Origin of the sequence: Bradyrhizobium sp. JR4.3 (assembly GCF_040547695.1) — a bacterium.
GTDB lineage: Bacteria > Pseudomonadota > Alphaproteobacteria > Rhizobiales > Xanthobacteraceae > Bradyrhizobium > Bradyrhizobium canariense.
Map to the genome: position 1 here is coordinate 52119 of NZ_JBEPQF010000010.1, position 23534 is coordinate 75652.

Below are 23534 nucleotides of genomic sequence, written 5' to 3' on the forward strand. Positions count from 1 at the left end.
TGGCGCGATCTATCTCGTCATATGCGCGGTCAGCGGATGGCTGCCGGCATTGCTGAAGAAGGCCGCCTCTTCGGCGGTCGCCTCCAGCAGCTGCTCGTCCTGGTTATAGACGTCGTTGCGGAACTGGACGGTCTGGTCCTTGGTCATCCACGCCGTGAGATAGATCCAGGCCACCGGCACTTTCTTCACCATGGCGACGTCGAGATGCTGGCCGCTGGCGATTTCCGCGTCGATCGCGGCGCGGCTCCATTTCGGCTGGTCCTTCAGCAGCCATGCGGCGAGATCGCGCACATTGTCGACGCGCGAGCAGCCATGGGAATCGAAGCGGTAATCGTCGCTGAACAGATTGCGCTGGTTGGTGTCGTGCATGTAGACCGAATAGGAATTCGGCATGTCGATCTTGACCGCGCCGAGCGCGTTGAACGTGCCGTTGTGCTGGCGCACGGTGAAATTCGGCGTATGCGTGCCCGACCAGTCAACCGACTTCGGATCGATCGGATTGTCGTGGGCGTCGAGCACCTCCATGTGCATGCGCGACAGATAGGTAGGATCCTTGCGCATATGCGCGGAGATCTCGGTTTTGGCGATCGAGGAGGGCACCGTCCAGGTCGGATTGAGGACGACGCTGCTGATCTGGGCCGTCAGCGTCGGCGAGGGCTTTTCGGTCTTGCCGACGATCACGCGATAACGCCTTACCACGACGTCGTTCTCGACCGCTTCGGCGAAGGCGCCGGGGATGTTGACCACGACATAGCGCTGGCCGAAGCCGAAATTCATGTTCTCGAGCCGCTGCAGCGAAGCCTCCAGCTGCCGGATGCGCGTCTGCACCGGCACGTTCATCGCCGCGATCGTGCGTGGCGTCATCGTTCCGGTCGGTGCGAGGCCGTGGCGGGCCTGGAAGCGTTTCACGGCGTCGGCGAGATCCTGGTCGAAGGCGCCGCTCGCCCTGTCGGCGGCAAGATCGCCGGAGACGATCAGCCGCTTGCGCAGGAGATCGTCGTTGGCGCCCTGGGCGCCGGGCGCGAATTTGGCGTCTGCCGGGATGGCCGGCCAGCCGCCGCGCACGGCCAGATCGGAATAGCTCAGTGCCGCATCCTTGATGCGCTGGGCGGATCCTTCGTCATAGGTCGGCTCATGCGTCAGCGCGAGCGCCGCGGCCGAGCGGCTTTCTGCCGTCGAAGCGGATGCCGGCGCGGCGGTTTTCGGGGCGGCTGCGTGGGCCGGATTGGCGGCGGCCGGCACGGTGCCAGCCGTAGTCGCCGGCTTAGGCCCGGCCTGCCCAATGGTCTCGGTCTGCGCAAGCGCGGAGGCGCTCGCAAGCATGCCGACGGCAATGATCATCGCATGGCGTTTCGACATGTGTCCCATATTCCCCATGAGAGCGAGGCCCGGACGGGCGATCGCGTCGGAAATTCCGCTGGTCGTGCTGATTCGAGAAATCGGCGAGAGGCTAGCGCCTCCCGGTTGCGGCTCCCTTAAGCACGGCGCATCACGAGCCCCGCACGTCGGACGGCGGTCTCTGGATTGGGTCGCGACAGGGCCGGAATCGGTTCGCGAAAACCGCGGGCGACGGCGGGAAAAATGGTCAACAAAAAGGGGCGGTGATGCCGCCCCGAGAAGTCTGCGCGAGCGCGCGGGCCGGATAGATCTCGTCCGGGTCTCGTCCAATCCAGCCGCGTCCCCGTGACGCGGCGGATTGAACATGGGGCGGAAAGGCGCGAACGCCGATCGGCTCAGGCTTCGTTCGCCGCGATCGATTCCATCAGAGAGACGAGCTGACGCTGCACCGTCTGGTCCTTGATCTTGCTGTAGGCGCGCAGCAGGCGGAGGCTGAAGGCCGAGTCCAGGAAGAGCAGGCTCTCGACTTCGCGCGCCTTGTTGTCGCCGTCATAGAAGAAGGTCACCGGCACATCGAGGGCGGTGGCGATCTGCTGGAGCCGGGCCGCGCCGACGCGATTGACGCCCTTCTCGTACTTCTGGACCTGCTGGAAACTGACGCCGAGCTTCTCGCCGAGCTCCGCCTGCGAGACCTTCATCTCGACGCGCCGCAGACGGATTCGCTTGCCCAACTCAATGTCCGGCTTGCCGGCACTGCGCTGCTTCATTCTCTTCGCCGCTGTCTTCATCTTTTTTCTCATCGGTCTTCGGTTGAAAACCCCCCGAAGAGGTGGGTCAGGGGTTCGCCCATATACTCGTCCTTGAATTCATGCGGGTGCACGAACTCTTCCTTAAACCACGGGAAACGCGCCGGATTGAAGGCTTCGATCAGCCAGTCAATCATGTGCCGCACTCGCGGAATCCGGCCGCTACCAGGGTGGTAGGACAACCAGATATCCAGCGATCTGTTCAGCTCGACCTCCAGTGGAATCAACTTCCCGCCAAGCGCAACGGCGTAGCTCGGGAATACGCCAATTCCGGCACCATTCGCGACCGCCCAGTAATTGGCGCTTGAGACGTTGGTCTTCATGACCAGAAGGTCACGCTCCGGAACGCCGGGGAAGAAGCTCTCGAAAGTTTGCTTGGCGTCGAGCTGGTCGGCGAACTGCAGCACCAGGCGGTGCTTGATCAACTCCATCGCCGAACGCGGCGCGCCATGTTTTGAAATGTATTTCTCGGAGGCCCAGAACATCAGATGCATGCGGCCGAGGCGCACCAGCTTGACGTCGAGTGCGGAGGGCCGCGACAGGTGAATGGCGACATCGGCCTCATGGCGAGAGACGTCGGCCGAGCGCATCGCGCAGTGCAGGTCGACCAGGATCTTCGGAAAGGCCTGCTGGAATTCGACCAGTCGCGGGGCGAGCCAGAATGTGCCCAGTCCCTCGGTGACGGCGACGCGGACCTCGCCGGACAGGGCGTTCGCCGTCGAATCGCTGGTGCGCAGCACGTCGAACGCGGCCGCCTCCATTTGCTCGACGGCGGAGACCACCAGCGCGCCTTCGTCGGTCAGATGAGTGCCGTGGACGTCGCGGGTGAACAGGGTGGTGCCGGTCTGGCGTTCGAAATCATCGATCCGGCGGCGGACGGCATTGATCGACAGCGACAGGCGCTCGGCCGCCGAACGGAAACTTCCGCATCGGACGACTTCCAGGAAAATGCGCGCCGCATCCCAGTCCGAGAGGCCGCTGATGTTTGTCTTTGGGCGTTCCTGCAGTGGAACGCCCCTTTCCGCCAAGGAGTGCATACAAGTCCCTTCGGGTCGCTAAACTGGCAGAATCTGGCGCAAACCACAACCACTGCGGGTTGGGGAACGACGAGTTTTGAACGTCATCCTTACTACGCCGCAGGTGGTATTCGAGCGCTGCCAGGGCTGGGAACAAGGGCTGGGATCGGGCAAACCATCGCCCGTATGAGGGGTGTGGCGTGAGTTCCGTTGTGAGCCGTGACATGGCTGCGGGATCGTCGGCGCTGTCCGCGATGAACGTCCATGGGCGAGAGCCGGCGCCGCGTTCCGCGATGGATCAATTGCAGCACGCCAGGCGTTTTACGACTGAGCGTTTCGACGACGGTCGGCGGGGCGACGCGATACGCGCGGGAACCGCGGTTTCAAGGCAGAAACACACTGAAATCATGTTCGGGGGCGCAGCGGCCTCGTGTTATCCTCAACGCTCCATGGGGGCCAAAAGGGTCGTCACAACCACGTCTCACAGGCCGAATTAGCGGAAAGAACGCCGTGTCGCATTCAGACGAACAGTTGCAGTCGGTGCTGGAAACGCTCGAAGAGTGCCGCAGGGTGCTCAACGAGAGCAACAGCCGCGAGTCGGCCGAGCTGCTGTCCATTGTCATCCTGGACGTGCGGATGAAACTCAAAGGAATTGACAGTGCCGATCTCAAGGCACTGTGCGACGAAATGCTGCGGACGGCCACGAACGAACCGCAGCCCCCCTCCAAGCAGACGCAGGACCAGCCCCGGCGTCCGCTGCTCCGCGTGGTGAAGTAGCCGCGCCGCCGAGTTTCGCTTTTTGGCGAGATTTGTGCGTGTCCCGATGCCGCATCTGTGATCACAGACGGCATCGGGAGGAGCCCTGGTTTTGTGCGCCTCTGTTGCGCATTCGCTGGCATCGGCTACACCAGAGCCGGTTCGGCTCCGGGCCGCGCGCATTCCCCGCGCGCCGCACCGGGGCCTGAGATGGCTCCGACTGCATCATGCAAAATGTTTCGATCCCGGCGGCGCTGATTGCCGGCCTCGTCAGCTTCCTCTCCCCTTGCGTCCTGCCGCTGGTTCCGCCCTACCTGATCTATCTGACGGGCGCGACGATCGAGCATGTCGAAAGCAACGAGCCCGCTTCGACCTCCAAGCGCGCCATCATGATGTCGGCGCTCCTGTTCGTGCTCGGCTTCTCCACGGTGTTCGTGGCGCTCGGCGCCAGCGCCTCTCTGATCGGCGGACTGATCCGCGCCTGGTCGGCCGAACTCTCGATCCTCGCCGGCATCGTCATCATCGTCATGGGCCTGCACTTCCTCGGCCTGACGCGCATCGGCCTGTTGATGCGCGAGGGACGCTTGACCGCGCCCAAGCCCGTTGGCCTCTGGGGCGCTTATGTGATGGGGCTGGCCTTTGCCTTTGGCTGGACGCCCTGCATCGGCCCGATCCTCGCCGCGATCCTCTCGGTCGCCGCGGCCGAAGCCACGGTGACGAAGGGTGCCGGCCTGCTCGCGGTCTATTCGGCCGGCCTCGGCATTCCCTTCCTGATCGCTGCCCTGATGATCGAGCAATTTTCCACCCTGTTCGCGCGCATGAAGGGCCATCTCGTCAATGTCGAGCGCGCCATGGGCGTCCTGATGGTGATTACCGGCATTGGATTCCTCACCGGCGCGGTCTCGAATGTGAGCATCTGGCTGCTGGAGACGTTTCCGGCGTTGCAGACGATCGGTTAGGCCTCCGCAGCAAAGCGCGCCAGCGCCTCGCGGTCGATCTCGATGCCGAGGCCTGGCCCCTCGGGCACCTGCACGACGCCTCTCGCATGCTCGATCGGTTCCTTCAAAATCGCCTGCCGGATCGGATGTTCGGTGCGGTCGAATTCAAGCATCGGCTCGAGCGACGACAGCGAAGTCGGCGTGTGCGACGGCAGCACGGCGAGGAGCTGAAGCGAGGCCGCGATCGCGATGCCGGTGCCCCAGACATGCGGATTGTAGCGGATGCCGAACGCCTCGCTCATGTCGGCGATCTTCTTGCATTCACTCAAACCACCTGCCGCGCAGGTGTCGGGCTGGGCGATGTCAAGTGCGTGCGAGACGAACAGCTCGCGAAAGCCGAAGCGCGTGAATTCGCACTCGCCGCCGGCGACCGGAATCGTGAGCGCGGATTTCACCGCGCGATAGCCCGCGACATCCTCCGGCGGCACCGGCTCCTCGAACCATCCGATGTCATGGCGCTCGATCAGGCGGCCGAGCCGGATCGCCGCGACCGCGTCATAGGCGTGGTTCGCATCGACCATCAGCGCGACATCGGCGCCGATCGCCTCGCGCACCGCGCGGGTGACTGCGGCATCCTCGGCGATGCCGAAACCGACCTTCAGCTTCACGGCGCGGAATCCTTCGGCGGCATAACCGGCCGCTTCCTCCGGCAGATAGGTCAGCGGATCGCCTGACTTGCGCCGGTAGAGACCGGTCGCATAGGCCACAACCTGCTTGCGCGCGGCACCGCCGAGAAGCTGATGCACGGGTACGCCAAAATGCTTGCCTTTGATGTCCCATAGCGCGATGTCGATGCCGCTCATCCCCTGGATCACGACGCCCTTCTGGCCATGATCGCGCAAGCGCGCATAGACCATCTGCCACAGCACGTCGGTGCGCAACGGATCTTCGCCGATCAGCCATGGCTCGATGCTGCGAACCACCGCCGCCGTCATTCGTGCCGGGCCGTAGCATTCACCCCAGCCGACAAGGCCGTCGTCAGTCTCGATTTCGACCAGCATCGCGGTGCGCGTGTCGTACCAGGCGCGCGAATAGGCGAAGGGCTGCGACAGCTTTGCTTCGAGGATGTGCGTGCGAACGCTTGTGATCTTCATTGCCGGCCTCCGTTCATCGCGCTTCATCCAGCGCGCAAATCACCGTGCAGACCACGCCGCGCGGCAGGAAGTCGACCGTTGCCTCGCCGCCGAGCTGGTCGCGCGCGCTGCGTTCGATCAGGCGTGAGCCGAAGCCGCGTTGCACCGGCGCCGTCACCGGCGGTCCGCCGATCTCGGTCCAGATCAGGCGGAGCCGCGGCTTCGGCGCCTCGGCAACGACCTCCCACTCCAGCGTCACCCGGCCGGTCTCATTGGACAGCGCGCCGTACTTTGCAGCGTTGGTGGCGATCTCGTGCACGATCATCGACAGCACCACGGCGAGCCGCGGCGACAGCGGCACTGCGGGTCCGGCCATGCGGATGCGCTCTGGATTGTTCAGCAGGAACGGCTGGAGCGCGCGGGTGATCACGTCCCGCAGCTCGGAGCCCGCCCATTTTTCCTGGCTCAACAAATTGTGCGCTTCGGCCAGCGCGCCGAGCCGCCCCTCGAACTTCGTCCGCTCGTCCCGGCTGGCGCTGCGGAAGGTCTGCACCGCGATCGCCTGCATCAAGGCGAGCGTGTTCTTGACGCGATGGTTGAGCTCGTCGATCAGGAGATCGTGCAGCATCTCGCCGCGCGCGATCGTGGTCGCCATCCTGACCGCGAAGGTCAGGCCGGTCAGCAGCAGGATGCCGCCGATAAAACTGGTGATCGCGATGTTGCGCCAGAGCGGAGCGATCAGCGAGCTCTCGGCGACGCCGGCCACGATGGTCCAGCCAGTGAGCCGCGACCTCGTATAGACGGTGGACAACGCAACACCGTCGAGCGAAACGGTCGAGAGTGCGGCCTCCGGTGTGCGCAATATACTCTCATACAGCGTGCCGGTAGCCTGTTTGCCGAACGTCTCCGTAGGGTTCGGCGTGCGCGCGAACACGAAAGCCTTGGTGTCGAGCAAGGAAACCGTCCAGTTCTGGTCGGGCCGTTGCTTCTCGACCAGGTCCTGAAAGGTGCTGACCGGCGGACTGAAGCAGAGGTCGTAGATCACTTCGCCATCGCGGAGCACCGGAACCTCGACCGTAAGCACCTGTCGGCCGTTGATCGCGCCGGTGAACAGGTCGGAATATTGCGGCGACCTGGTCGCAAACACGTTCTCGATGATCTCGAGATGACCGCGCGGCGGCAGGCTTGCGGTGTCCTCGGTCGCGGAGGAAAACAACAGCCGGCCTTTGCGATCGGAGATCAGCACCAGGCCGCCCTTGCCATATTGGTCGACGAAGCCGAGGGCCATGCGGCGGAAGCTCTGGAAGTCGTCATTGCGCAGCGAATTGGTCAGCGCAAGCACTTGCAGGCCGCCGGTCATCCGCTGCACCTCGGAGTCCAGCACGAGGCGCATGCTGCGCACGTTCTCCAGCACGCGGCGGGTCGCGTCGTTGCGGTCCTGCTTGTAATCGTAGACGGCAATACCGACCGCGAAGACGATCAGCGGCAACATCGTTCCCGTGACCAGAAGAGCGAGCCGGACCGGCAAAGTGAGCTTTGACAAACGCGGGCGTCCCGGTTCCAGCGCAAGGGAGCGCCGGATTTATGATTTTGGGAGACCATAGGGGCGGGATTTGCGCCGCGCCATAATTTTCGCGTCCGGACGAGCCGCCCAGAAGATTTTGCATCGCAGTCGGCGGCTGTGCCTCAGCTCATGCTGATTGCGGTTAGTAGCAGGCACATGGCGTACACGGCCGCCAGGCTGAGCCCGGCGATCCGGGCCTCTCGATGCGATCTCATAACGTCAACTCCCAGAGAGGGAGGCCGCCTTCAAGGCGGCCCCCTTACACCTGGATCAATCAATTTCCTGAACGACCGTACGCGAGCCGGGATCGACGAGCATCACGCGATCGCCGGAGTAGACGTAGCGATACTTCGTGAGGGACGGGCCCCAGTCGGCCGGAACGGCCTCGAGCTCGACGTCGCTCGGCACCTTCGCGCCGACGATAATCTTCTCCTTCGTCGTGACCGGGCGAATGCGATGCTCGGTGACGTAGGATTTGATCCTGGTCCGGTATTGCGGCTCGATCTGAACGGCCGCCGCGTGACCGGTTCCAGTCGTCGTTACGACGGTCGATTGCGCGAAAGCACCGGTCGAAATCAGGACCGCGGCGGCGGAAAGCAGGAACAACTTCTTCATCTCGTTCTCCTTATTCGAATATGCGCCGCAACAACCCCTCATCGCCGACAGCGTTCCCGGCTCTGGGAACCAATTGCCATTTTTTCCCGTTTGTAGATGACCGGGCTGAACGGCTCGGGTTCTGGAGGAGGACGACCAATGAAGTTGAAGATAGTAACTGCAGCACTGATGCTTGCCGCGTTTTCCCTGCCGGCGTTCGCTGCCGACGAGTTCTATGTCGTGCAGGACGTCAAGACCAAGAAGTGCACGATCGTCGACAAGAAGCCGACGGACACGTCCATGACCGTCGTCAGCCCGTCGGGCACGATCTACAAGTCGCGCACCGAGGCTGAAAGCGGCATGAAGACCGTCAAGGTCTGCACGTCGAACTGAGGAGGATGACAAATGCCAGTTCTGATTCTCTGGGCCGTTCCTGCCGTGCTGGTGATCGGCGGCGGCATCTATCTGATCGGCCATTTGCATTAAAGCACAGTGGAAGGCGAGCGGATCTGTGCGTGCAGCGCACAGGTCCGCAAGCCTGTCTCCCCTCAGCCTGCCACGCGTCGCCAGGAGCGCAAGTTGCAGTGCAACAGTTCGCGCGAAGAGTGGCCCTGCGACGAAGAGGACCTCCCGCGCACGCGAAATGACTTCCGTCCCGCCGACGTTTTCCATACGCTTCCCACTCGCAAGCCGCATACCGGCTGCGCTCACGGCCCGGCGACGGGGCCGGAGCATCAAAGGGAGGGGAGACGATGAAGCGAAGATCATTTCTCGCTGGGCTCGGTGCGACCACTGCGGCGGCCGCGATTGGCATGCCGTCAATCGTCAGGGCACAGTCGCCGATCACGCTGAACGGCGCGGTCCAGTTCAACGACGACCACGCCTTCAACCGGGCACTGCTCCGGTTCGAAGAGCTGGTGAAGAAGTATTACGGCAAGCCAGTCAACTTCACGCTGCACAGGAATTCCTCGCTTGGCCTCGAAAAGCAGTATTTCGAGTACATGTCGCAGGGCAAAGCCGTCGATTACGGCATCGTCTCGCCGGCTCACATGTCGACCTTCGCCAAGGCGGCTCCGTTCATCGACGCGCCCTTCGTGTTCAAGGGCATCGAACACATGAACAAGGTCGTCGAAGCCAATATCCTGGCGCCGATCGCTGACGAAGTCGCGGCCAAGGCCGAGGTCGTTCTGATCGGCTATTCCGGCGGTGGCATCCGCAATATTTTCGCCAACAAGCCGCTCAAGACTCTTGCCGATCTTAGGGGACTCAAGGTGCGCGTACAGGGCGCGCCGATCTGGTCGAAGACCTTTGCGGCCGTGGGCATGAGCCCGACGGTGATCGCCTATAACGAAATCTACAACGCGATCCAGAACGGCGTGATATCGGCCGGCGAGAACGAGGCGGCCGGCGTCGAGGCCATGAAGTTCTACGAAGTGGCTCCGCATCTCAACCTGACCCAGCACGCCGTGTCGATCCGGCCGATCTGCTTCTCGGTGAAGACGCTGAAGACCTTGCCGAAGGATTTGCAGGACGCGATCATGAAGGCCGGCAAGGAGGCCGGCGACTATGGCCGTCAGCTGGAGTCGAGCGAAGAGGTTGTCAAGCTCGATACGCTGGAGAAGGCCGGCAAGCTCAAGCGCGTTCCCTTCGAAGAGCGGGACGCCATGAAGAAGCTCGCCGATCCCGTGATGGCCACCTACGCCAAGGAAATCGGCGCGGAAGGCATTTTCGAGAAGATCAACGTCGTCTGAGAATTGTCGCTGCCCACGCGACAGGACGTCGGGGCAAGCCGGACGGCTTGCCCCATTGCGTGATTGTGATCCCCGGAGTTGTAATGACCGAAATATCGATGCCACCGAACCCGTCGCTATGGCGCCGAGCAACGGCGGCCTATGCAAAACTGCTTGAAATCCTGCTCGCGGCCTCTGTCGGCCTTCTGGTCATTCCCGTCACGTTGCAGATCATCTCGCGCTACACGCCTTTGATTCCGTCCTACATCTGGACCGAGGAGATGGCGCGGTTCATGTTCATCTGGACGATCATGATCGGCGCGATGGTCGGCATCAGAGAGTCGCAGCATTTTGAAGTCGACGTCTGGCCCGACCTGTCACGCCGAAGCGAAGCCTTGGTGCGGATTCTCGCGCAGCTCGGCGTGCTGGCGCTGGCGCTGGTGTTCGTCTCCGCCGGCATCGAGTTCACCCGCTTTGCCTGGAACAGAACTTCGGAGCTGGCCGATCTGCCGCTTTGGCTGATCCACGTCGCCTGGCCGGTTGCCGGCGTGACCTGGATCGTGTTCGCCGGTGAACAGATTGTCGACGAGATCCGGATTCTGGTTGGGGCAAATCAATGAGCGGCAATGTTCTTTCTGCCGGGCAGGCCGCGATGGTCCTGTTCGGTACTTTCGTTGGCCTGCTCATCATACGCGTGCCGGTCGCCTTCGCGCTTGGTCTGGCCTGCGTGCCGATCCTGCTGATCGAACCGCATCTGTCGCCGATGACGCTCGCGCAGGAAACCTTCAACGCCTACAATTCGTTCATCCTGCTGGCGGTGCCGTTCTTCCTGCTCACCGCCAATTTGATGAGCATTGGCGGCATCACCGATCGCCTGGTGGCGTTGTCGCGCTCGATGGTCGGGCACTGGCCGGGGTCGCTGGCGCAGATCAACGTCGTGCTGTCGGTGTTCTTTGCCGGCATCTCCGGCTCCTCCACCGCGGACGCGGCGAGCCAGTCCAAGATATTCATCGATGCGCAGACCAAAGAGGGTTACGACCTCTCGTTCTCCATCGCCATTACAGCGGTGTCGGCCGTGCTCGCCGTCATCATCCCGCCCTCGATCCTGATGATCGTGTGGGGCGGACTGATCTCGACTTCGATCGCCGCGATGTATCTCGCGGGCATCGTGCCGGGCTTGCTGATCGCCGGCGCGCAGATGGCAACAGTGCATGTCTATGCCGTGCGGCGTGGTTATCCGACCTATCCGAAGGACACCTGGAGGGAGATGTGCTGCGCCATCTGGCGCTCGATACCGGCGCTGCTGACGCCGTTCATCATCGTCGGCGGCATCCTGCTGGGGTGGTTCACCGCGACCGAATCCGCCTGCGTCGCGGTGCTTTATTCCGTGGCGCTATCGACATTCTTTTACCGTGAAACCGGCGCGCGCGAACTCTACAAGGCTTTGCTCGACACCGGCCGTCTCGCGGGTGTCGCGCTGTTCTGCGTGGGCACCGCCAGCGCGTTCGGCTGGCTGCTGGCCTACTATAGGATTCCGCAGGAATTGCTGGCCAACGTCTCGACCTGGGGCATGGGTGCGATCGGGGCCGGCTTCTTCATCGCGTTCTGCTTTCTGGTGGTGGGCTGCTTCCTCGACGCCATTCCGGCGATCATCATCGTCGGCACCGTTCTCGAACCGCTGGCGAAATCGGTGGACCTTCATCCGGTGCAGTTTGCGATCATCTCGATCGTCTCGCTGGCCTTCGGATTGGTGACGCCGCCTTATGGCCTGTGCTTGATGATCGCCTGCTCGATCGCCGGGGTACGGCTGCGCTATGCGCTGAAGGACACGGTGATCATGCTGATCCCCATGCTGCTCGTGCTGGCGGCGCTCATCATTTGGCCCAGCGTTTCCCTGTTCCTGCCGCGCCTGATCGTGCCGGAGATGCTGAAATGAGGGGGGCTTGATCCCTGTTGCCTACAGATTGCTCTCGGTGATCGCGGCGTAGACCATGCTGCGCAGCTCGCGCCGGAGCGGGTAGGCGCTGGATGGCAGCACCTGTGTCATGAAGATGGTGATCAGCTCCTCGGCCGGGTCGATCCAGAACGAGGTCGTGGCCGCGCCGCCCCAATTGTATTCACCGGGGCTGCCGGCGACCAGTGTCTCGGCCGGGCGCATGGTCACGGCGAAGCCGAGGCCGAAGCCGATGCCGTTATAGGTCGCTTCGGAGAACAACGAGCGCGACACCTCGGGGAGGAAGCGGCCGCCCGGAATGTGGTTGGTCGTCATCAGCGCCAGCGTCTTCGGCCCGATCAACCTGACGCCGCCGAGCTCGCCGCCGTTGAGCAGCGCACGGCAGAAGGTGAGATAGTCGGCCGTCGTCGAGCACAGCCCGCCGCCGCCCGAGATGAAGGAGGGCGGTGACAGGAACGAACTCGTCGCCGGATCGTCCTGCAATGTCAGGCCCTCGCGCCGTTGGCCGGCATGGAAGGTCATGCCGCCACCCGGGTCGGCCGAGTAACAGGCGGCGAACCGGTGGGCCTTGGAAGCCGGCACGTGGAAATCAGTGTCGGTCATGCCGAGTGGATCGAGGATGCGTTGTTTCAGGAACTGCTCGAAGGGCATGCCGGAGATCTTGCCGACGAGATAGCCGAGCACGTCGGTCGAAACCGAGTAGTTCCAGGCCTCGCCCGGCGAGAACTCCAGCGGGATTTTCGCGAGGCTCTCGATCATGGTCTGCAGCGTGCCTGATTTCTCGACCTCGCCGATCTTTTCAGCGCGGTAGGCGGCATCGACATTCGAGCGCTGCTGGAAGCCATAGGTGAGGCCGGAGGTGTGGCGCAGGAGGTCGACGATCAGCATCGGGCGCGACGGCGGCCGGGTCAGGAAGGACGGCGCGGTGCCGGCGACGAACACGCCGAGATCCTTCCATTCCGGAATGTACTTGGCGACCGGCTCATCGATCGCGACGAGGCCTTGCTCGACCAGCATCATGAAGGCGACGCTGGTGAGCGGCTTGGTCATGGAATAGATGCGGTAGATGGTGTCGTCCCTGACCGGCAGCTTGCGCTCGACGTCGGCAAAACCCTGCACCGAGCTGTGGGCGATCTTGCCACGGCGATAGACCAGGAGATGCGTGCCCGGGAAGCGGCCGGCATCGATGTACCGGCTCTTCAGATGCGCATCGACACGGTCGAGCGCGGCTTTGGACATGCCCACGGATTCGGGCGAGGCGGGGGTGGGGGCGAGCATCAGTTCCTCCGGGCAGTTTTGTCCGCCGTTGATAGCCGAAAAGGCGGTCTCATTCCAAGCCGGTCGCGCTTAACGCCGGCCGGCTGTTTGGTGTAGGCTTCACTTCGGAACGCCTCCAAGCAGCCCAAAAGATCCCCAACGGGCCAATGAGAAAACGCAGGCAAACGCACCATGACCCAGTTCAACGAAACCGAACTCACCGACGCCGTCGTCCGGAGCTTTGACCAGACACCCGACTCGCGCGCGAAATTCCTGCTCCAGGAATTGGTGAAGTCGCTGCACGATTACGTGAGCAAGACCGGCCTCACCTTTGAGGAGTGGGAATACGCCATCGATTTCCTGACCCGCACCGGCCAGAAATGCACGGACACCCGGCAGGAATTCATCCTCCTGTCCGACGTGCTCGGCGTCTCCATGTTGGTCGACGCGGTCAACCATCGCGAGCGCGAGAGCGCTACCCAGACCACCGTGCTCGGGCCGTTCTATGTCGGCGAGCACAAGGTGACGGCGCACGGCACCGACATCTCTCCGAACAATCAGACCGGCGAACGGATGTTCGTGCAGAGCCGTGTCACCGATCTCAAGGGCAAGCCGCTCGCGAATGTCCCCGTTGACGTCTGGCACGCCGACGATGACGGCTTCTACGACTCGCAGAAGCCGAACTATGACGAGGTCGGCGCCTCGGCGCGGGCGCGCTTCATCACCGATAGCGATGGCCGCTTCTTCTTCCGCACCATCTTGCCGTGCAGCTACCCGATTCCGACCGACGGTCCGGTCGGCGAGATGATCGTGCAGACCAACCGCCACCCGATGCGCCCGGCGCATGTGCACTTCCTGGTCAATGCCAAGGGCTACGAGCCGCTGATCACCCACGTCTTCATGGACGGCGACAAATATCTGGATTCCGACGTGGTGTTCGGCGTGAAGGACGACCTCGTCGCCAAGGTCGAGCCGCGCAACGATGCGGCGATGCCCGACGGCAGCAAGGCGAACGGGCAGTGGCATCTGATGAGCTACGAATTTCACCTCAAGCCCGGCGGCGGTATGGCGCCAAAGCCGCTGGGGACGAAGGCGGAGGAGCACGCCTGACCGTCGGGCGCGAGCAGCGCGCACCGCCCTCTCATCTCCCGATAAAGACCGCCAGCTCGTCAGGCGTCCCCATCGGAAAGGCTTCTTTCATGAAGTCGAGAAAGGCGGATACGCGCGCGCTCAGGAGCCGGCGCGATGGATAGAGCGTCCACAACGCGATCTCCGGTCCCTCGATATCGCCCCAAAGCACCAGCGTGCCGGCAGCGAGGTCGTGACTGACCAGTGACACCGGAAGGCGTGCGGCGCCGACGCCGGCCCGGACAGCGTCGCGGACCATGATGAGCGATGCCAGGCGAAGGACCGGATCAATCGCAATGCGCGATTGTCCGCCTGGCGTTGTCACGTCCCAGCTTGTTAGCTGATCGCCCGCTCCGCGCATGACAGCCGGCACAGCGATACCCTCCCTCGGTCGTTCGAGGTCAGGGCTCGCCACCACCACCAGCCGATCGCGCAAGAAGATTCGTCCGACCAGGTTTTCATCCGGATCGGGATTGACCCGGATCACCAGATCATACCCTTCCTCCACCATGTCGACGGAGCGATCTTCCGTCGTGACCTCAAGACGGATCTCCGGATATCTGAGCGCGAACCCGGCCGCGAGATTTCCCATTGCAGTCTGCGAGAACAGCATAGGCGCGCTGATCCGCAAGCGCCCGCGCGGCCTGTCTCCACCCGAGGCGATCGCTGTCGCCGTCTCGTCGAGCTCGGTGAGCAAGGCCCCCGTCCGCTCGTAAAGGGCGCGTCCTTCCTGCGTGAGTTTCAGGGTGCGCGCTCCCCGTTCGAACAGGCGCAGGTCGAGCGCGGCTTCCAGCTCCGCGACCCGCCGGGACAGGGTGGCTTTCGGGCGTCCGGCGGCGCGTGCGGCCCGGCCGAACCCGCCGTGCCGGGCAACGAGATTGAAATCGGCGAGTGCGAGCAGGTCCATTGTTCCACCAGTGAGACAGTCTGTCCAGATATAGCGGCTATCGGTTCGTTTGTGGATCACTAGTTTCCCGGATGTCTTCTGACCCAACCCGGAGTGATCCCCATGACCATCCTCGTTACCGGCGCAACCGGCACCATCGGCCGCCACGTCCTCGAGCAGCTCGTCAAGCGCGGTGCCGATGTCCGGGCTCTCGCCCGCGATCCTGCCAAGGCAAACCTCCCGGCAGGCGTCACCGTCGTGCAGGGCGACCTGCTCGACGTCGACGCGCTCCGCAGCGCGTTCAAGGGCGTCTCGACCCTGTTCCTGCTCAACGCAGTGGTGCCGGATGAATTCACCCAGGCGCTGATCGCGCTCAACCTGGCCCGCGAGGCCGGCATCGAGCGGGTCGTGTACCTCTCGGTGATCCACGGCGATCGCTACGTGAACGTCCCGCACTTCGCGGGCAAGTTCGGCGTCGAGCGGATGATCGAGCAGATGGGCTTCAATGCCACCATTCTGCGCCCGGCATACTTCATGAACAACGATGTCACGATCAAGGACGTGGTGACCGGATATGGCATCTATCCGATGCCGATCGGGAGCAGGGGGCTCGCCATGATCGATGCGCGCGACATCGGCGAGATCGCGGCCATCGAGCTCGTCCGTCGTGAGCGCGCCGCAACACCGCTTCCGCTCACGCGCATCAATCTCGTCGGCCCTGATACGCTCACCGGCGCGAAAGCCGCCGCCGTCTGGTCGGAGGTGCTGGGACGCACGATTGCCTATCCCAGTGACGATACCGCCGGCTTCGAGAAGAACCTCAGGCAGTTCATGCCGAGCTGGATGGCTTATGACATGCGGCTGATGAGCGAGCGTTTCCTCACCGAGGGAATGGTCCCCGAGGCCGGCGACGTAGAGCGGTTGACCGCGCTGTTGGGCCGTCCCCTGCGCTCCTATCGCGACTTCGTCTCCGAGATCACGGCCACTGCCTGACGGCAGGGGCACGCCCCCATCACGACAACGAGGACTCCTATCATGACCTCTTCAATCGCCACTGTTCCGGTGAATCCGGAAGGCGCAACGAAGATATTGGTGCTTGGAGCGACCGGTGCCACCGGTCGCCTGATCGTCAACCAGGCGGCGGCGCGGGGCTACGACGTCACCGTGCTGATGCGTTCCGCGGGAAAGGCAAGTGACATCACGGGGGCGAAACTCATCGTCGGAGACGCACGCGATGAAGCAGCCCTGCGCGAAGCCCTCAAAGGCCGTGACGCCGTGGTCAGTGCGCTGGGTACACCGGTGAGCCCGTTCCGCGAGGTGACGCTGCTCTCGACCGCGACGCGCGCGCTCGTGAGCGCGATGAAGGCCGAGCAGGTCTCACGGCTGGTTTGCATCACGGGAATGGGCGCCGGCGACAGTGCCGGGCACGGCGGCTTTGTCGCCGACAACGTGATCTTTCCGCTTCTCCTGAAGAAGGTGTACGCCGACAAGAACCGGCAGGAGGCGATCGTCAGAGACAGCGGGCTGGACTGGGTCCTGGTTCGCCCCTCGATCCTCAATAACAAGCCCGGCCGCGGCTCGGTCCGGGCGCTGACGGATCTTTCGGGCTTCCATGGTGGCAGCATCGCGCGCGAGGACGTTGCTACATTCGTGCTGGACCAAGTGCGCGCCGATACCTGGCTGCATCGGTCTCCGCTGATCACGTGGTGACGCTTTGCGTGGCTAAACCCCTGATCAGCGCGCGTGCAACATCGCAAGCAGGACCACGACGACGCAGGCGAGCGCCGCCGTGGTCAATTTCCAGAACATCAGCGGGCTGCGCTCTAGAAGCGGCGTGATCCGCGTGTCGAGATAGGCCGGATTGGGCGTGCGAAGCTCGAAGACGAATTCGGACAGATCCTCGTGCCGCTTGTAGGGATCCGGATGGAGCGCACGTCTGAGCGCGCCGTCGACCCAGGCAGGCACGTTGCTGTCGTCGTCGGCCGGGCGATATTTGAGCCTCCGCACGTCCGCCTTGCGCCGGATCCTGGCGATTTGCGTGCCATAGGGAAGCTTTCCCGTCAGCATCTGGTAGCAGATCACGGCCAGCGAAAACATGTCGGAGCGCGGCGAACCGACTTGCCCAAGAAAATATTCCGGCGCCGTGTACTGGACCGTTCCGAGAATTTCGTCGGTCTCGTCCTGCGCCGCTGCCTCGGCGACGCCTGCCACCTTCACCGATCCGAAGTCGATGATCTTCGCGGTGCCGGTCTTGTCGATCAGGATGTTGTCGGGCCGGAGGTCCTGATGCAGCATCTCCATGCGGTGGAAGGCGCGCAGGCCCGCGGCGATCTGCTCGACCAGTCCGCGGACGGTTTCGAGATCGGGGCGCGGATTGTCTGTCATCCATTGCCGCAAGGTCTGACCTTCGACGAATTCGGTCGCGACATAGAGATAGCCACGCCGTTTCGACTGCGACAACGGCTTCAGCACATGCGGGCTGTCGATCCGGCGCGCGATCCACTCTTCCATCAGGAAGCGCTTCAGGTAGGCGGCATTGTCGCGCAGATCGATCGACGGAAGCTTCAGCGCGACCGGCTCCTCGGTCACCGCGTCGACAGCAAGGTAAATATGGCTGCGGCTGCTGGCGTGGATTTCGCGGACGATCCTGTAGCCGTCGAAGATCGCCCGCGGCTCCGGCAGCGGGGGAAGCGGCAGCTGGGAGGTCTGGTTGAAGATGCCGGCCGGCTCGCGCTGCGGCACTGCATCGATGCGGAGGATCTGGACCGTGATGTTGTCGTCGCTTCCGCGCCGGTAGGCTTCCTCGACGATCGCCTTCGCCGCTCCGTCGAGCTCGGCTGCATGCTCGCTGAGCGCGTTCGTGACGAAACGCGCGTCGACGAATTCATAGGCGCCGTCGGTCGCCAGCAGGAAGGTGTCGCCAGTCTCGATCTCGAAACTCTGGTAGTCGATTTCGAGTTGCGGATTGATGCCGAGCGCACGGCCGAGATAGGTCTGCTCCGAGGACACAATGATCCGGTGATCGTCGGTCAGCTGCTCGAGCGCCTTGCCCGCCACGCGGTAGACGCGACAGTCGCCGACGTGGAAGACGTGCGCGGTGGTCGCCTTGATGACCATGGCGCTCAGCGTGCAGACATAACCCTTATCGCGGTCATAGGCATATTGGCTCTTGCGCGTCTGCGCGTGCAGCCAGGAATTGGTCGCATCCAGCACGCGGCGGGCGGAGGTCTTCACCGTCCAGGATTCCGACGTGCAGTAATAGTCCATCAGGAAGCTCTTGACCGCCGACTCGCTGGCGATCTGGCTCACCGTGCTGCTGGAGATGCCGTCGGCGAGGACGGCCGCAATGCCCTTCAGGCTGAGCATCGGCTCGTCCGGAACGAGGACGCCGTGAAAATCCTGGTTGATGGGCTTGCGACCCTTGTCGGAATGTTGGCCGACCGAGATCTGAAGTCCGCGGGTCATCGTCATCACCGGCAAAGGAGAGCCTCACCCTGATCGGGCAAGGCTCTCCTGTCGAGACGTTGTTTGCTCAGGCCGCGACGCGGGGCGACGAGGCCTTGCCCGCCTGGCGCTTCGGCTGGGTCAAGACGTGCGTGGCGTAGAGGGTCATGCCGGTGAAGGCGAGGCCGCCGACGAGATTGCCGAGCACGGTCGGGATCTCGTTCCAGATCAGATAGTCCATGATCGAGAATTTCGCGTGCAGCATCAGGCCGGAGGGGAACAGGAACATGTTCACGACGGAATGTTCGAATACCATGTAGAAGAACACCAGGATCGGCATCCACATCGCGATGACCTTGCCGGGGACCGAGGTGGAGATCATGGCGCCGACGACGCCGGTCGAGACCATCCAGTTGCAGAGCATTCCGCGGATGAACAGCGTCGCCATGCCGGCTGCGCCGTGCGCGGCGTAGCCGAGCGTGCGGCCTTCGCCGATATTGCCGATCGCCGTGCCGACCTTGTCCGGATCCTGGGTGAAGCCGAAAGTCGTGACGAAGGCCATCATGAAGGCCACCGTCAGGGCGCCTGCGAAATTGCCGACGAAGACGAGGCCCCAGTTCCGCAGCACGCCGCCGAAGGTGACGCCCGGGCGCTTGTCGATCAGCGCCAGCGGCGCCAGCACGAACACGCCGGTCAAAAGGTCGAACCCCAACAAATAGAGCATCGAGAATCCGACCGGGAACAGCAGCGCGCCGATCAGCGGCTGCCCCGTGTTCACGTTGATGGTGACGGCAAACCAGGCGGCGAGCGCGAGGATGGCGCCGGCCATATAGGCGCGGATGATGGTATCGCGGGTGGACATGAAGACTTTGGACTCGCCCGCATCCACCATCTTGGTGACGAATTCCGAAGGCGCGAGATACGACATCAATGGTTCCTTTTGCTTCCTGGTGAGATCGACACACTCTGCGTGAGCGCGACTGAACATCATTGGCCGTGCGGGCTGGTTGCCGCGCGTAAGCCGGAGAGATTTGGAAGCTCTGGGAATCGCGTCACGAGGATGAAGCCGGGAGGGCCGCGAAGCAGGTGAGCTTCCGTGCTGCAGCCGCCTGAGGCTGCAGCATTGCGGTCGAGCCGCAGTCTTCGTTGACGCGAACTCAAATGCAAATTGCGTGCCGTGCGCCTGGCCTATAAGAACCCAGCGATATCAAGAAGATACGACTTTTCCTGACCCGGCTTTTGCGGGCCGAGTGGCCTGTTGCTTAAGCGGCTGCACAAGACTTGTGCGCCGCACAAATGTTGGGCAGGTCGCAAATTTCACGAGCGGAGCAGACCTGCGACAGACTGGCGCGGCGTACATAAGCTATTGATATCGATTTGTTTTCGGCTGCCTCACGCTTGGCATGAAGCTTGAATAGTTCCACGCCGACGCCATTGAAGCCGTCCCGCGAGACTTCTCATCCGAATTGCCGACGCCACCAGACGGGGGTCTCCCCGTCGCGCGTTCGCATGCGCTGCTTCAGGCGTCGCCGGACGGACGGGCTGCTCGTGTGCACTGACACAATCATTCTGCAACGACGCAAAGGACGATACCGCCTATGACCAAGCGCACCCGCCGGCCGTCGGACACTGGCCTCAGCCGCCGTCAATTGTTGAAGGCCGCCGGCTCGACCGCCGCACTCCTGGCCGCCGTGAAGCTGAATTTCCCAGCGGGCGCTTTCGCGCAGGACGCCGGTCCGGAGGTCAAGGGCGCAAAGCTTGGCTTCATCGCGCTGAGCGATGCCGGTCCCTTGTTCGTCGCCAAGGACAAGGGCCTGTTCGCCAAATACGGCATGCCCGACACCGACGTGCAGAAGCAGGCCTCCTGGGGCACCACGCGGGACAATCTCGTGCTCGGCTCGGAAGGCAACGGCATCGACGGTGCGCATATCCTGACCCCGATGCCGTATCTGATCTCGGCCGGCAAGGTGACGCAGAACAACCAGCCGACGCCGATGTACATCCTGGCGCGGCTCAATCTCGACAGCCAGTGCATCTCCGTCGCCAGTGAATATGCCGACCTGAAGCTCGGCGTCGATGCGTCCACCTTCAAGGCGGCCCTGGAGAAGAAGAAGGCTTCCGGCAAGCCCGTGAAGGCGGCGATGACCTTCCCCGGCGGCACGCACGACCTCTGGCTCCGCTATTGGCTTGCCGCCGGCGGCATCGATCCGGACAAGGACATCGAGACCATCGTGGTGCCGCCTGCGCAGATGGTGGCCAACATGAAGGTCGGCACGATGGACTGCTTCTGCGTCGGCGAGCCCTGGAATCTGCAGCTGATCCACCAGAACATCGGCTATACCGCGATCACGACCGGCGAGCTCTGGAACAAGCACCCGGAAAAATCCTTCGGCATGCGCGCCGCCTTCGTCGATAAATACCCGAAGGCCGCGAAGGCGCTGCTGATGGCGGTGATGGAAGCGCAGCAGTGGTCGGACAAGGCCGAGAACAAGGCCGAGCTTGCTGCCATCATGGGGAAGCGGCAGTGGATGAACTGCCCTGTCGAAGACGTACTCGACCGCACCGCCGGCAAGTTCGACTACGGCCTTCCCGGCAAGGTGGTCGAGAATTCGCCGCACATCATGAAGTATTGGCGCGACTTCGCCTCTTATCCGTTCCAGAGCCACGACCTCTGGTTCCTCACCGAGGACATTCGCTGGGGCAAATACGAGGCGAATTTCGACACCAAGGCGCTGATTGCCAAGGTCAACCGCGAAGACATGTGGCGCGACGCGGCCAAGACGCTCGGCATCGCAAGCGCCGAGATCCCGACCTCCACCTCGCGCGGCAAGGAGACCTTCTTCGACGGCAAGGTGTTCGATCCGGAAAATCCGGCTGCCTATCTGAAGTCGCTCGCGATCAAGCGCGTCGAAGTCTGATGGAGCCAGCGGCCGCCTCCGGGCGGCCGCATCGCCTTTTGCAGCCGGAGAAATATTGCGATGAACATGCCCGCCACCAAGATCGAGGTTGAGACCGCGAAGCCCGCGAGCGCTGCGGCGCCGGTCGTCGCGATGACACCGAAGCGGCCGCCGCGTTCGGAGACTTACGCGCGGATGGCGCGGGAGACCGCCGTGCGCGTCATCCCGCCGCTGGTCGTGATCGCGCTCTTGCTTCTGGTGTGGGAGCTGGTCTGCCGCCGCGCCGGCTCGGCACTGCCGCCGCCGTCGAAGGTGTTCAAGGACACGAAGGAGCTGATCCTCGATCCGTTCTTCGATCACGGCGGCATCGATAAGGGGCTGTTCTGGCACCTCTCCGCTAGCCTCCAACGCGTCGCCTTCGGCTATTCGCTCTCGGCGATTGCCGGCATCGCGCTCGGCGTGCTGGTCGGGCAATCGGTCTGGGCGATGCGTGGGCTCGATCCGCTGTTCCAGGTCTTGCGCACGATCCCGCCGCTGGCCTGGCTGCCGCTGTCGCTCGCCGCGTTCCGCGACGGCCAGCCCTCGGCGATCTTCGTCATCTTCATCACCTCGATCTGGCCGATCATCATCAACACCGCGGTCGGCATCCGCAACATCCCGCAGGATTATCGCAACGTCGCCGCGGTGGTGCAGCTTAACCCGCTCGAATTCTTCGCCAAGATCATGATTCCGGCGGCCGCGCCCTACATCTTCACGGGGCTTCGCATCGGCATCGGTTTGTCCTGGCTCGCGATCGTCGCCGCGGAAATGCTGATCGGCGGCGTCGGCATCGGCTTCTTCATCTGGGACGCCTGGAACTCCTCGCATATCAGCGAAATCATCCTGGCGCTGTTCTATGTCGGCATCATCGGCTTTGTGCTCGACCGCCTGATCGCGGGTGCCGGCAAGATCGTCACCCGCGGCACCGCGCTGAACTGAAGGGGAAGCACATGACCGCTTATCTGAAGCTCGACCACATCGATAAGATTTTTACCCGCGGCGCTGCCTCTACCGAGGTGCTGAAGGATATCAATCTCACCATCGAGAAGGGCGAATACGTCTCGATCATCGGCCATTCCGGTTGCGGCAAGTCGACCCTGCTCAACATCATCGCAGGCCTGACCAACGCCACCACCGGCGGCGTGCTGCTCGAGAACCGCGAGGTGAACTCGCCGGGACCGGATCGCGCGGTGGTGTTCCAGAACCACAGCCTGTTGCCGTGGCTGACCGTGTACGAGAACGTCAGGCTCGGCGTCGACAAGGTCTTCGCCAAGACCAAGAAGCGCGCCGAACGCGACGCCTGGGTCATGCACAATCTCAACCTCGTGCAGATGGCCCATGCCAAGGACAAACGGCCCTCGGAAATCTCTGGCGGCATGAAGCAGCGCGTCGGCATTGCCCGCGCGCTGGCCATGGAGCCGAAAGTGTTGCTGCTCGACGAGCCTTTCGGCGCACTCGACGCACTGACCCGCGCGCATTTGCAGGATTCGGTGATGGCGCTGCATCAGAAGCTCGGCAACACAATTTTGATGATCACCCACGACGTCGACGAGGCGGTGCTGCTGTCCGACCGCATCGTCATGATGACGAACGGGCCGAGCGCGCGCATCGGCGAGGTGCTGGAGGTGCCGCTGGCGCGCCCGCGCAAGCGGCTCGAGCTCGCGACCAACACCACTTACTTGAAGTGCCGGCAGCGCGTGCTCGAATTCCTCTATGAGCGTCATCGCTTCGTCGAGGCCGCGTAAACGCGTCACCAACAGGTGCTGACGCAACGCCTAATTTTGAATCATCAAGCTCAATCCTTGTGCGCCGCACAGGGATTGAGCGAATCGCAAAATTTGCGTGCGAAATAGTCCTGCGAAAATTCGGAGCACTTCGAACAACCTCCTGAATTTCCTGCGTTTCCGGAATGCGCGCAGTTGGCACGGAAATTGAAGCACCAACCGCGACGCCAACGACGACGTCCCTCAACATCATCAATCAGCATCGTAACTCGCCACCGGGGTGAAGCCTCGGAGCGCGCCTCCGTGGCCGGAGGCTGAGCCTGCAACGAC

General features: G+C 63.1%; 22 protein-coding genes. 12 read left to right on the top strand and 10 right to left on the bottom strand.

From position 1 onward, the window contains the following. Positions 1 to 9: 9 nt before the first annotated feature. From ABIB91_RS17895 to ABIB91_RS17905, 3 genes are all read right to left on the bottom strand, one after another. A complete protein-coding gene (locus ABIB91_RS17895; RefSeq protein ID WP_354163186.1) occupies positions 10 to 1359 on the bottom strand; it encodes a L,D-transpeptidase family protein in 1350 nt (449 codons plus the stop codon). A 374-nt stretch (positions 1360 to 1733) separates the two neighbouring features. After that, complete coding sequence (locus ABIB91_RS17900) at positions 1734 to 2105, bottom strand: helix-turn-helix domain-containing protein (protein WP_026233304.1); 372 nt, start codon at positions 2103 to 2105, stop codon at positions 1734 to 1736. A 29-nt stretch (positions 2106 to 2134) separates the two neighbouring features. Next, complete coding sequence (locus ABIB91_RS17905; RefSeq protein ID WP_007593980.1) at positions 2135 to 3181, bottom strand: LysR family transcriptional regulator; 1047 nt, start codon at positions 3179 to 3181, stop codon at positions 2135 to 2137. A gap of 489 nt (positions 3182 to 3670) precedes the next feature. Between ABIB91_RS17905 and ABIB91_RS17910 the strand changes: the two genes are divergently transcribed. After that, positions 3671 to 3937, top strand: coding sequence for a hypothetical protein (locus tag ABIB91_RS17910; RefSeq protein WP_007593979.1), 267 nt, complete (start codon positions 3671 to 3673; stop codon positions 3935 to 3937). A gap of 206 nt (positions 3938 to 4143) precedes the next feature. After that, positions 4144 to 4875 (top strand): cytochrome c biogenesis CcdA family protein, encoded by a 732-nt coding sequence (locus ABIB91_RS17915; protein ID WP_007593977.1) that lies wholly within the window; start codon positions 4144 to 4146, stop codon positions 4873 to 4875. Here ABIB91_RS17915 and ABIB91_RS17920 read toward each other — a convergent pair. From ABIB91_RS17920 to ABIB91_RS17930, 3 genes are all read right to left on the bottom strand, one after another. Further along, positions 4872 to 6008: a mandelate racemase/muconate lactonizing enzyme family protein gene (locus ABIB91_RS17920; RefSeq protein WP_354163180.1), complete on the bottom strand. Its 1137-nt coding sequence runs from the start codon at positions 6006 to 6008 to the stop codon at positions 4872 to 4874. The two genes, ABIB91_RS17915 and ABIB91_RS17920, sit on opposite strands and share 4 nt — an antisense overlap. A gap of 13 nt (positions 6009 to 6021) precedes the next feature. Continuing rightward, entirely contained in the window at positions 6022 to 7479 is a 1458-nt protein-coding gene (locus tag ABIB91_RS17925; protein WP_354163353.1) for a sensor histidine kinase, read from the bottom strand. Positions 7480 to 7821: 342 nt separating this feature from the next. Further along, the gene (locus ABIB91_RS17930; RefSeq protein ID WP_007593970.1) at positions 7822 to 8166 is read right to left on the bottom strand and encodes a DUF1236 domain-containing protein; all 345 of its coding nucleotides are present in this window, start codon (positions 8164 to 8166) and stop codon (positions 7822 to 7824) included. 138 nt (positions 8167 to 8304) lie between these two features. On the opposite strand from ABIB91_RS17930, the gene ABIB91_RS17935 reads away from it, so the two are divergent. The 4 genes from ABIB91_RS17935 (at position 8305) to ABIB91_RS17950 (ending at position 11811) form a co-directional block, all read left to right on the top strand. Continuing rightward, entirely contained in the window at positions 8305 to 8538 is a 234-nt protein-coding gene (locus ABIB91_RS17935) for a hypothetical protein (RefSeq protein ID WP_219682739.1), read from the top strand. A gap of 359 nt (positions 8539 to 8897) precedes the next feature. After that, positions 8898 to 9896 (top strand): TRAP transporter substrate-binding protein, encoded by a 999-nt coding sequence (locus tag ABIB91_RS17940; RefSeq protein WP_354163175.1) that lies wholly within the window; start codon positions 8898 to 8900, stop codon positions 9894 to 9896. Between the two features lie 83 nt (positions 9897 to 9979). Continuing rightward, a complete protein-coding gene (locus tag ABIB91_RS17945; protein ID WP_354163172.1) occupies positions 9980 to 10495 on the top strand; it encodes a TRAP transporter small permease in 516 nt (171 codons plus the stop codon). Continuing rightward, positions 10492 to 11811 carry a TRAP transporter large permease gene (locus tag ABIB91_RS17950; RefSeq protein WP_354163169.1) on the top strand — a complete coding sequence of 440 codons (1320 nt, stop codon included), beginning with the start codon at positions 10492 to 10494 and terminating at the stop codon, positions 11809 to 11811. The genes ABIB91_RS17945 and ABIB91_RS17950 overlap by 4 nt, the downstream gene beginning before the upstream one ends. 21 nt (positions 11812 to 11832) lie before the next feature. On the opposite strand, the gene ABIB91_RS17955 is transcribed toward ABIB91_RS17950, so the two are convergent. Continuing rightward, the gene (locus ABIB91_RS17955; protein ID WP_354163166.1) at positions 11833 to 13107 is read right to left on the bottom strand and encodes a serine hydrolase domain-containing protein; all 1275 of its coding nucleotides are present in this window, start codon (positions 13105 to 13107) and stop codon (positions 11833 to 11835) included. A 171-nt stretch (positions 13108 to 13278) separates the two neighbouring features. On the opposite strand from ABIB91_RS17955, the gene ABIB91_RS17960 reads away from it, so the two are divergent. Then, on the top strand, positions 13279 to 14196 hold the full coding sequence (locus ABIB91_RS17960) for an intradiol ring-cleavage dioxygenase (protein ID WP_354163163.1): 918 nt from the start codon (positions 13279 to 13281) through the stop codon (positions 14194 to 14196). A gap of 31 nt (positions 14197 to 14227) precedes the next feature. Here ABIB91_RS17960 and ABIB91_RS17965 read toward each other — a convergent pair whose 3' ends face one another. After that, a complete protein-coding gene (locus ABIB91_RS17965) occupies positions 14228 to 15121 on the bottom strand; it encodes a LysR family transcriptional regulator (protein ID WP_354163351.1) in 894 nt (297 codons plus the stop codon). A gap of 102 nt (positions 15122 to 15223) precedes the next feature. On the opposite strand from ABIB91_RS17965, the gene ABIB91_RS17970 reads away from it, so the two are divergent. Beyond that, positions 15224 to 16093, top strand: a complete 870-nt coding sequence (locus ABIB91_RS17970; protein WP_354163160.1) for an NmrA/HSCARG family protein — start codon at positions 15224 to 15226, stop codon at positions 16091 to 16093. A 42-nt stretch (positions 16094 to 16135) separates the two neighbouring features. Beyond that, a complete protein-coding gene (locus ABIB91_RS17975; protein ID WP_354163157.1) occupies positions 16136 to 16810 on the top strand; it encodes an NAD(P)-dependent oxidoreductase in 675 nt (224 codons plus the stop codon). Positions 16811 to 16834: 24 nt separating this feature from the next. Here the strand turns inward: ABIB91_RS17975 and ABIB91_RS17980 are convergent, their stop codons facing one another. Both ABIB91_RS17980 and ABIB91_RS17985 read right to left on the bottom strand, forming a co-directional pair. After that, on the bottom strand, positions 16835 to 18571 hold the full coding sequence (locus tag ABIB91_RS17980; protein WP_354163154.1) for a bifunctional protein-serine/threonine kinase/phosphatase: 1737 nt from the start codon (positions 18569 to 18571) through the stop codon (positions 16835 to 16837). 61 nt (positions 18572 to 18632) lie between these two features. Beyond that, complete coding sequence (locus ABIB91_RS17985; RefSeq protein WP_354163151.1) at positions 18633 to 19472, bottom strand: formate/nitrite transporter family protein; 840 nt, start codon at positions 19470 to 19472, stop codon at positions 18633 to 18635. Positions 19473 to 20142: 670 nt separating this feature from the next. Here ABIB91_RS17985 and ABIB91_RS17990 point away from each other — a divergent pair. From ABIB91_RS17990 to ABIB91_RS18000, 3 genes are read left to right on the top strand one after another with little or no spacing between them, the layout of a single operon-like run. After that, positions 20143 to 21462 carry a CmpA/NrtA family ABC transporter substrate-binding protein gene (locus ABIB91_RS17990; protein WP_007593955.1) on the top strand — a complete coding sequence of 440 codons (1320 nt, stop codon included), beginning with the start codon at positions 20143 to 20145 and terminating at the stop codon, positions 21460 to 21462. A gap of 60 nt (positions 21463 to 21522) precedes the next feature. After that, complete coding sequence (ntrB, locus tag ABIB91_RS17995) at positions 21523 to 22419, top strand: nitrate ABC transporter permease (RefSeq protein WP_007593954.1); 897 nt, start codon at positions 21523 to 21525, stop codon at positions 22417 to 22419. 11 nt (positions 22420 to 22430) lie between these two features. Beyond that, positions 22431 to 23225 carry an ABC transporter ATP-binding protein gene (locus ABIB91_RS18000; RefSeq protein WP_007593952.1) on the top strand — a complete coding sequence of 265 codons (795 nt, stop codon included), beginning with the start codon at positions 22431 to 22433 and terminating at the stop codon, positions 23223 to 23225. Positions 23226 to 23534 lie beyond the last annotated feature (309 nt).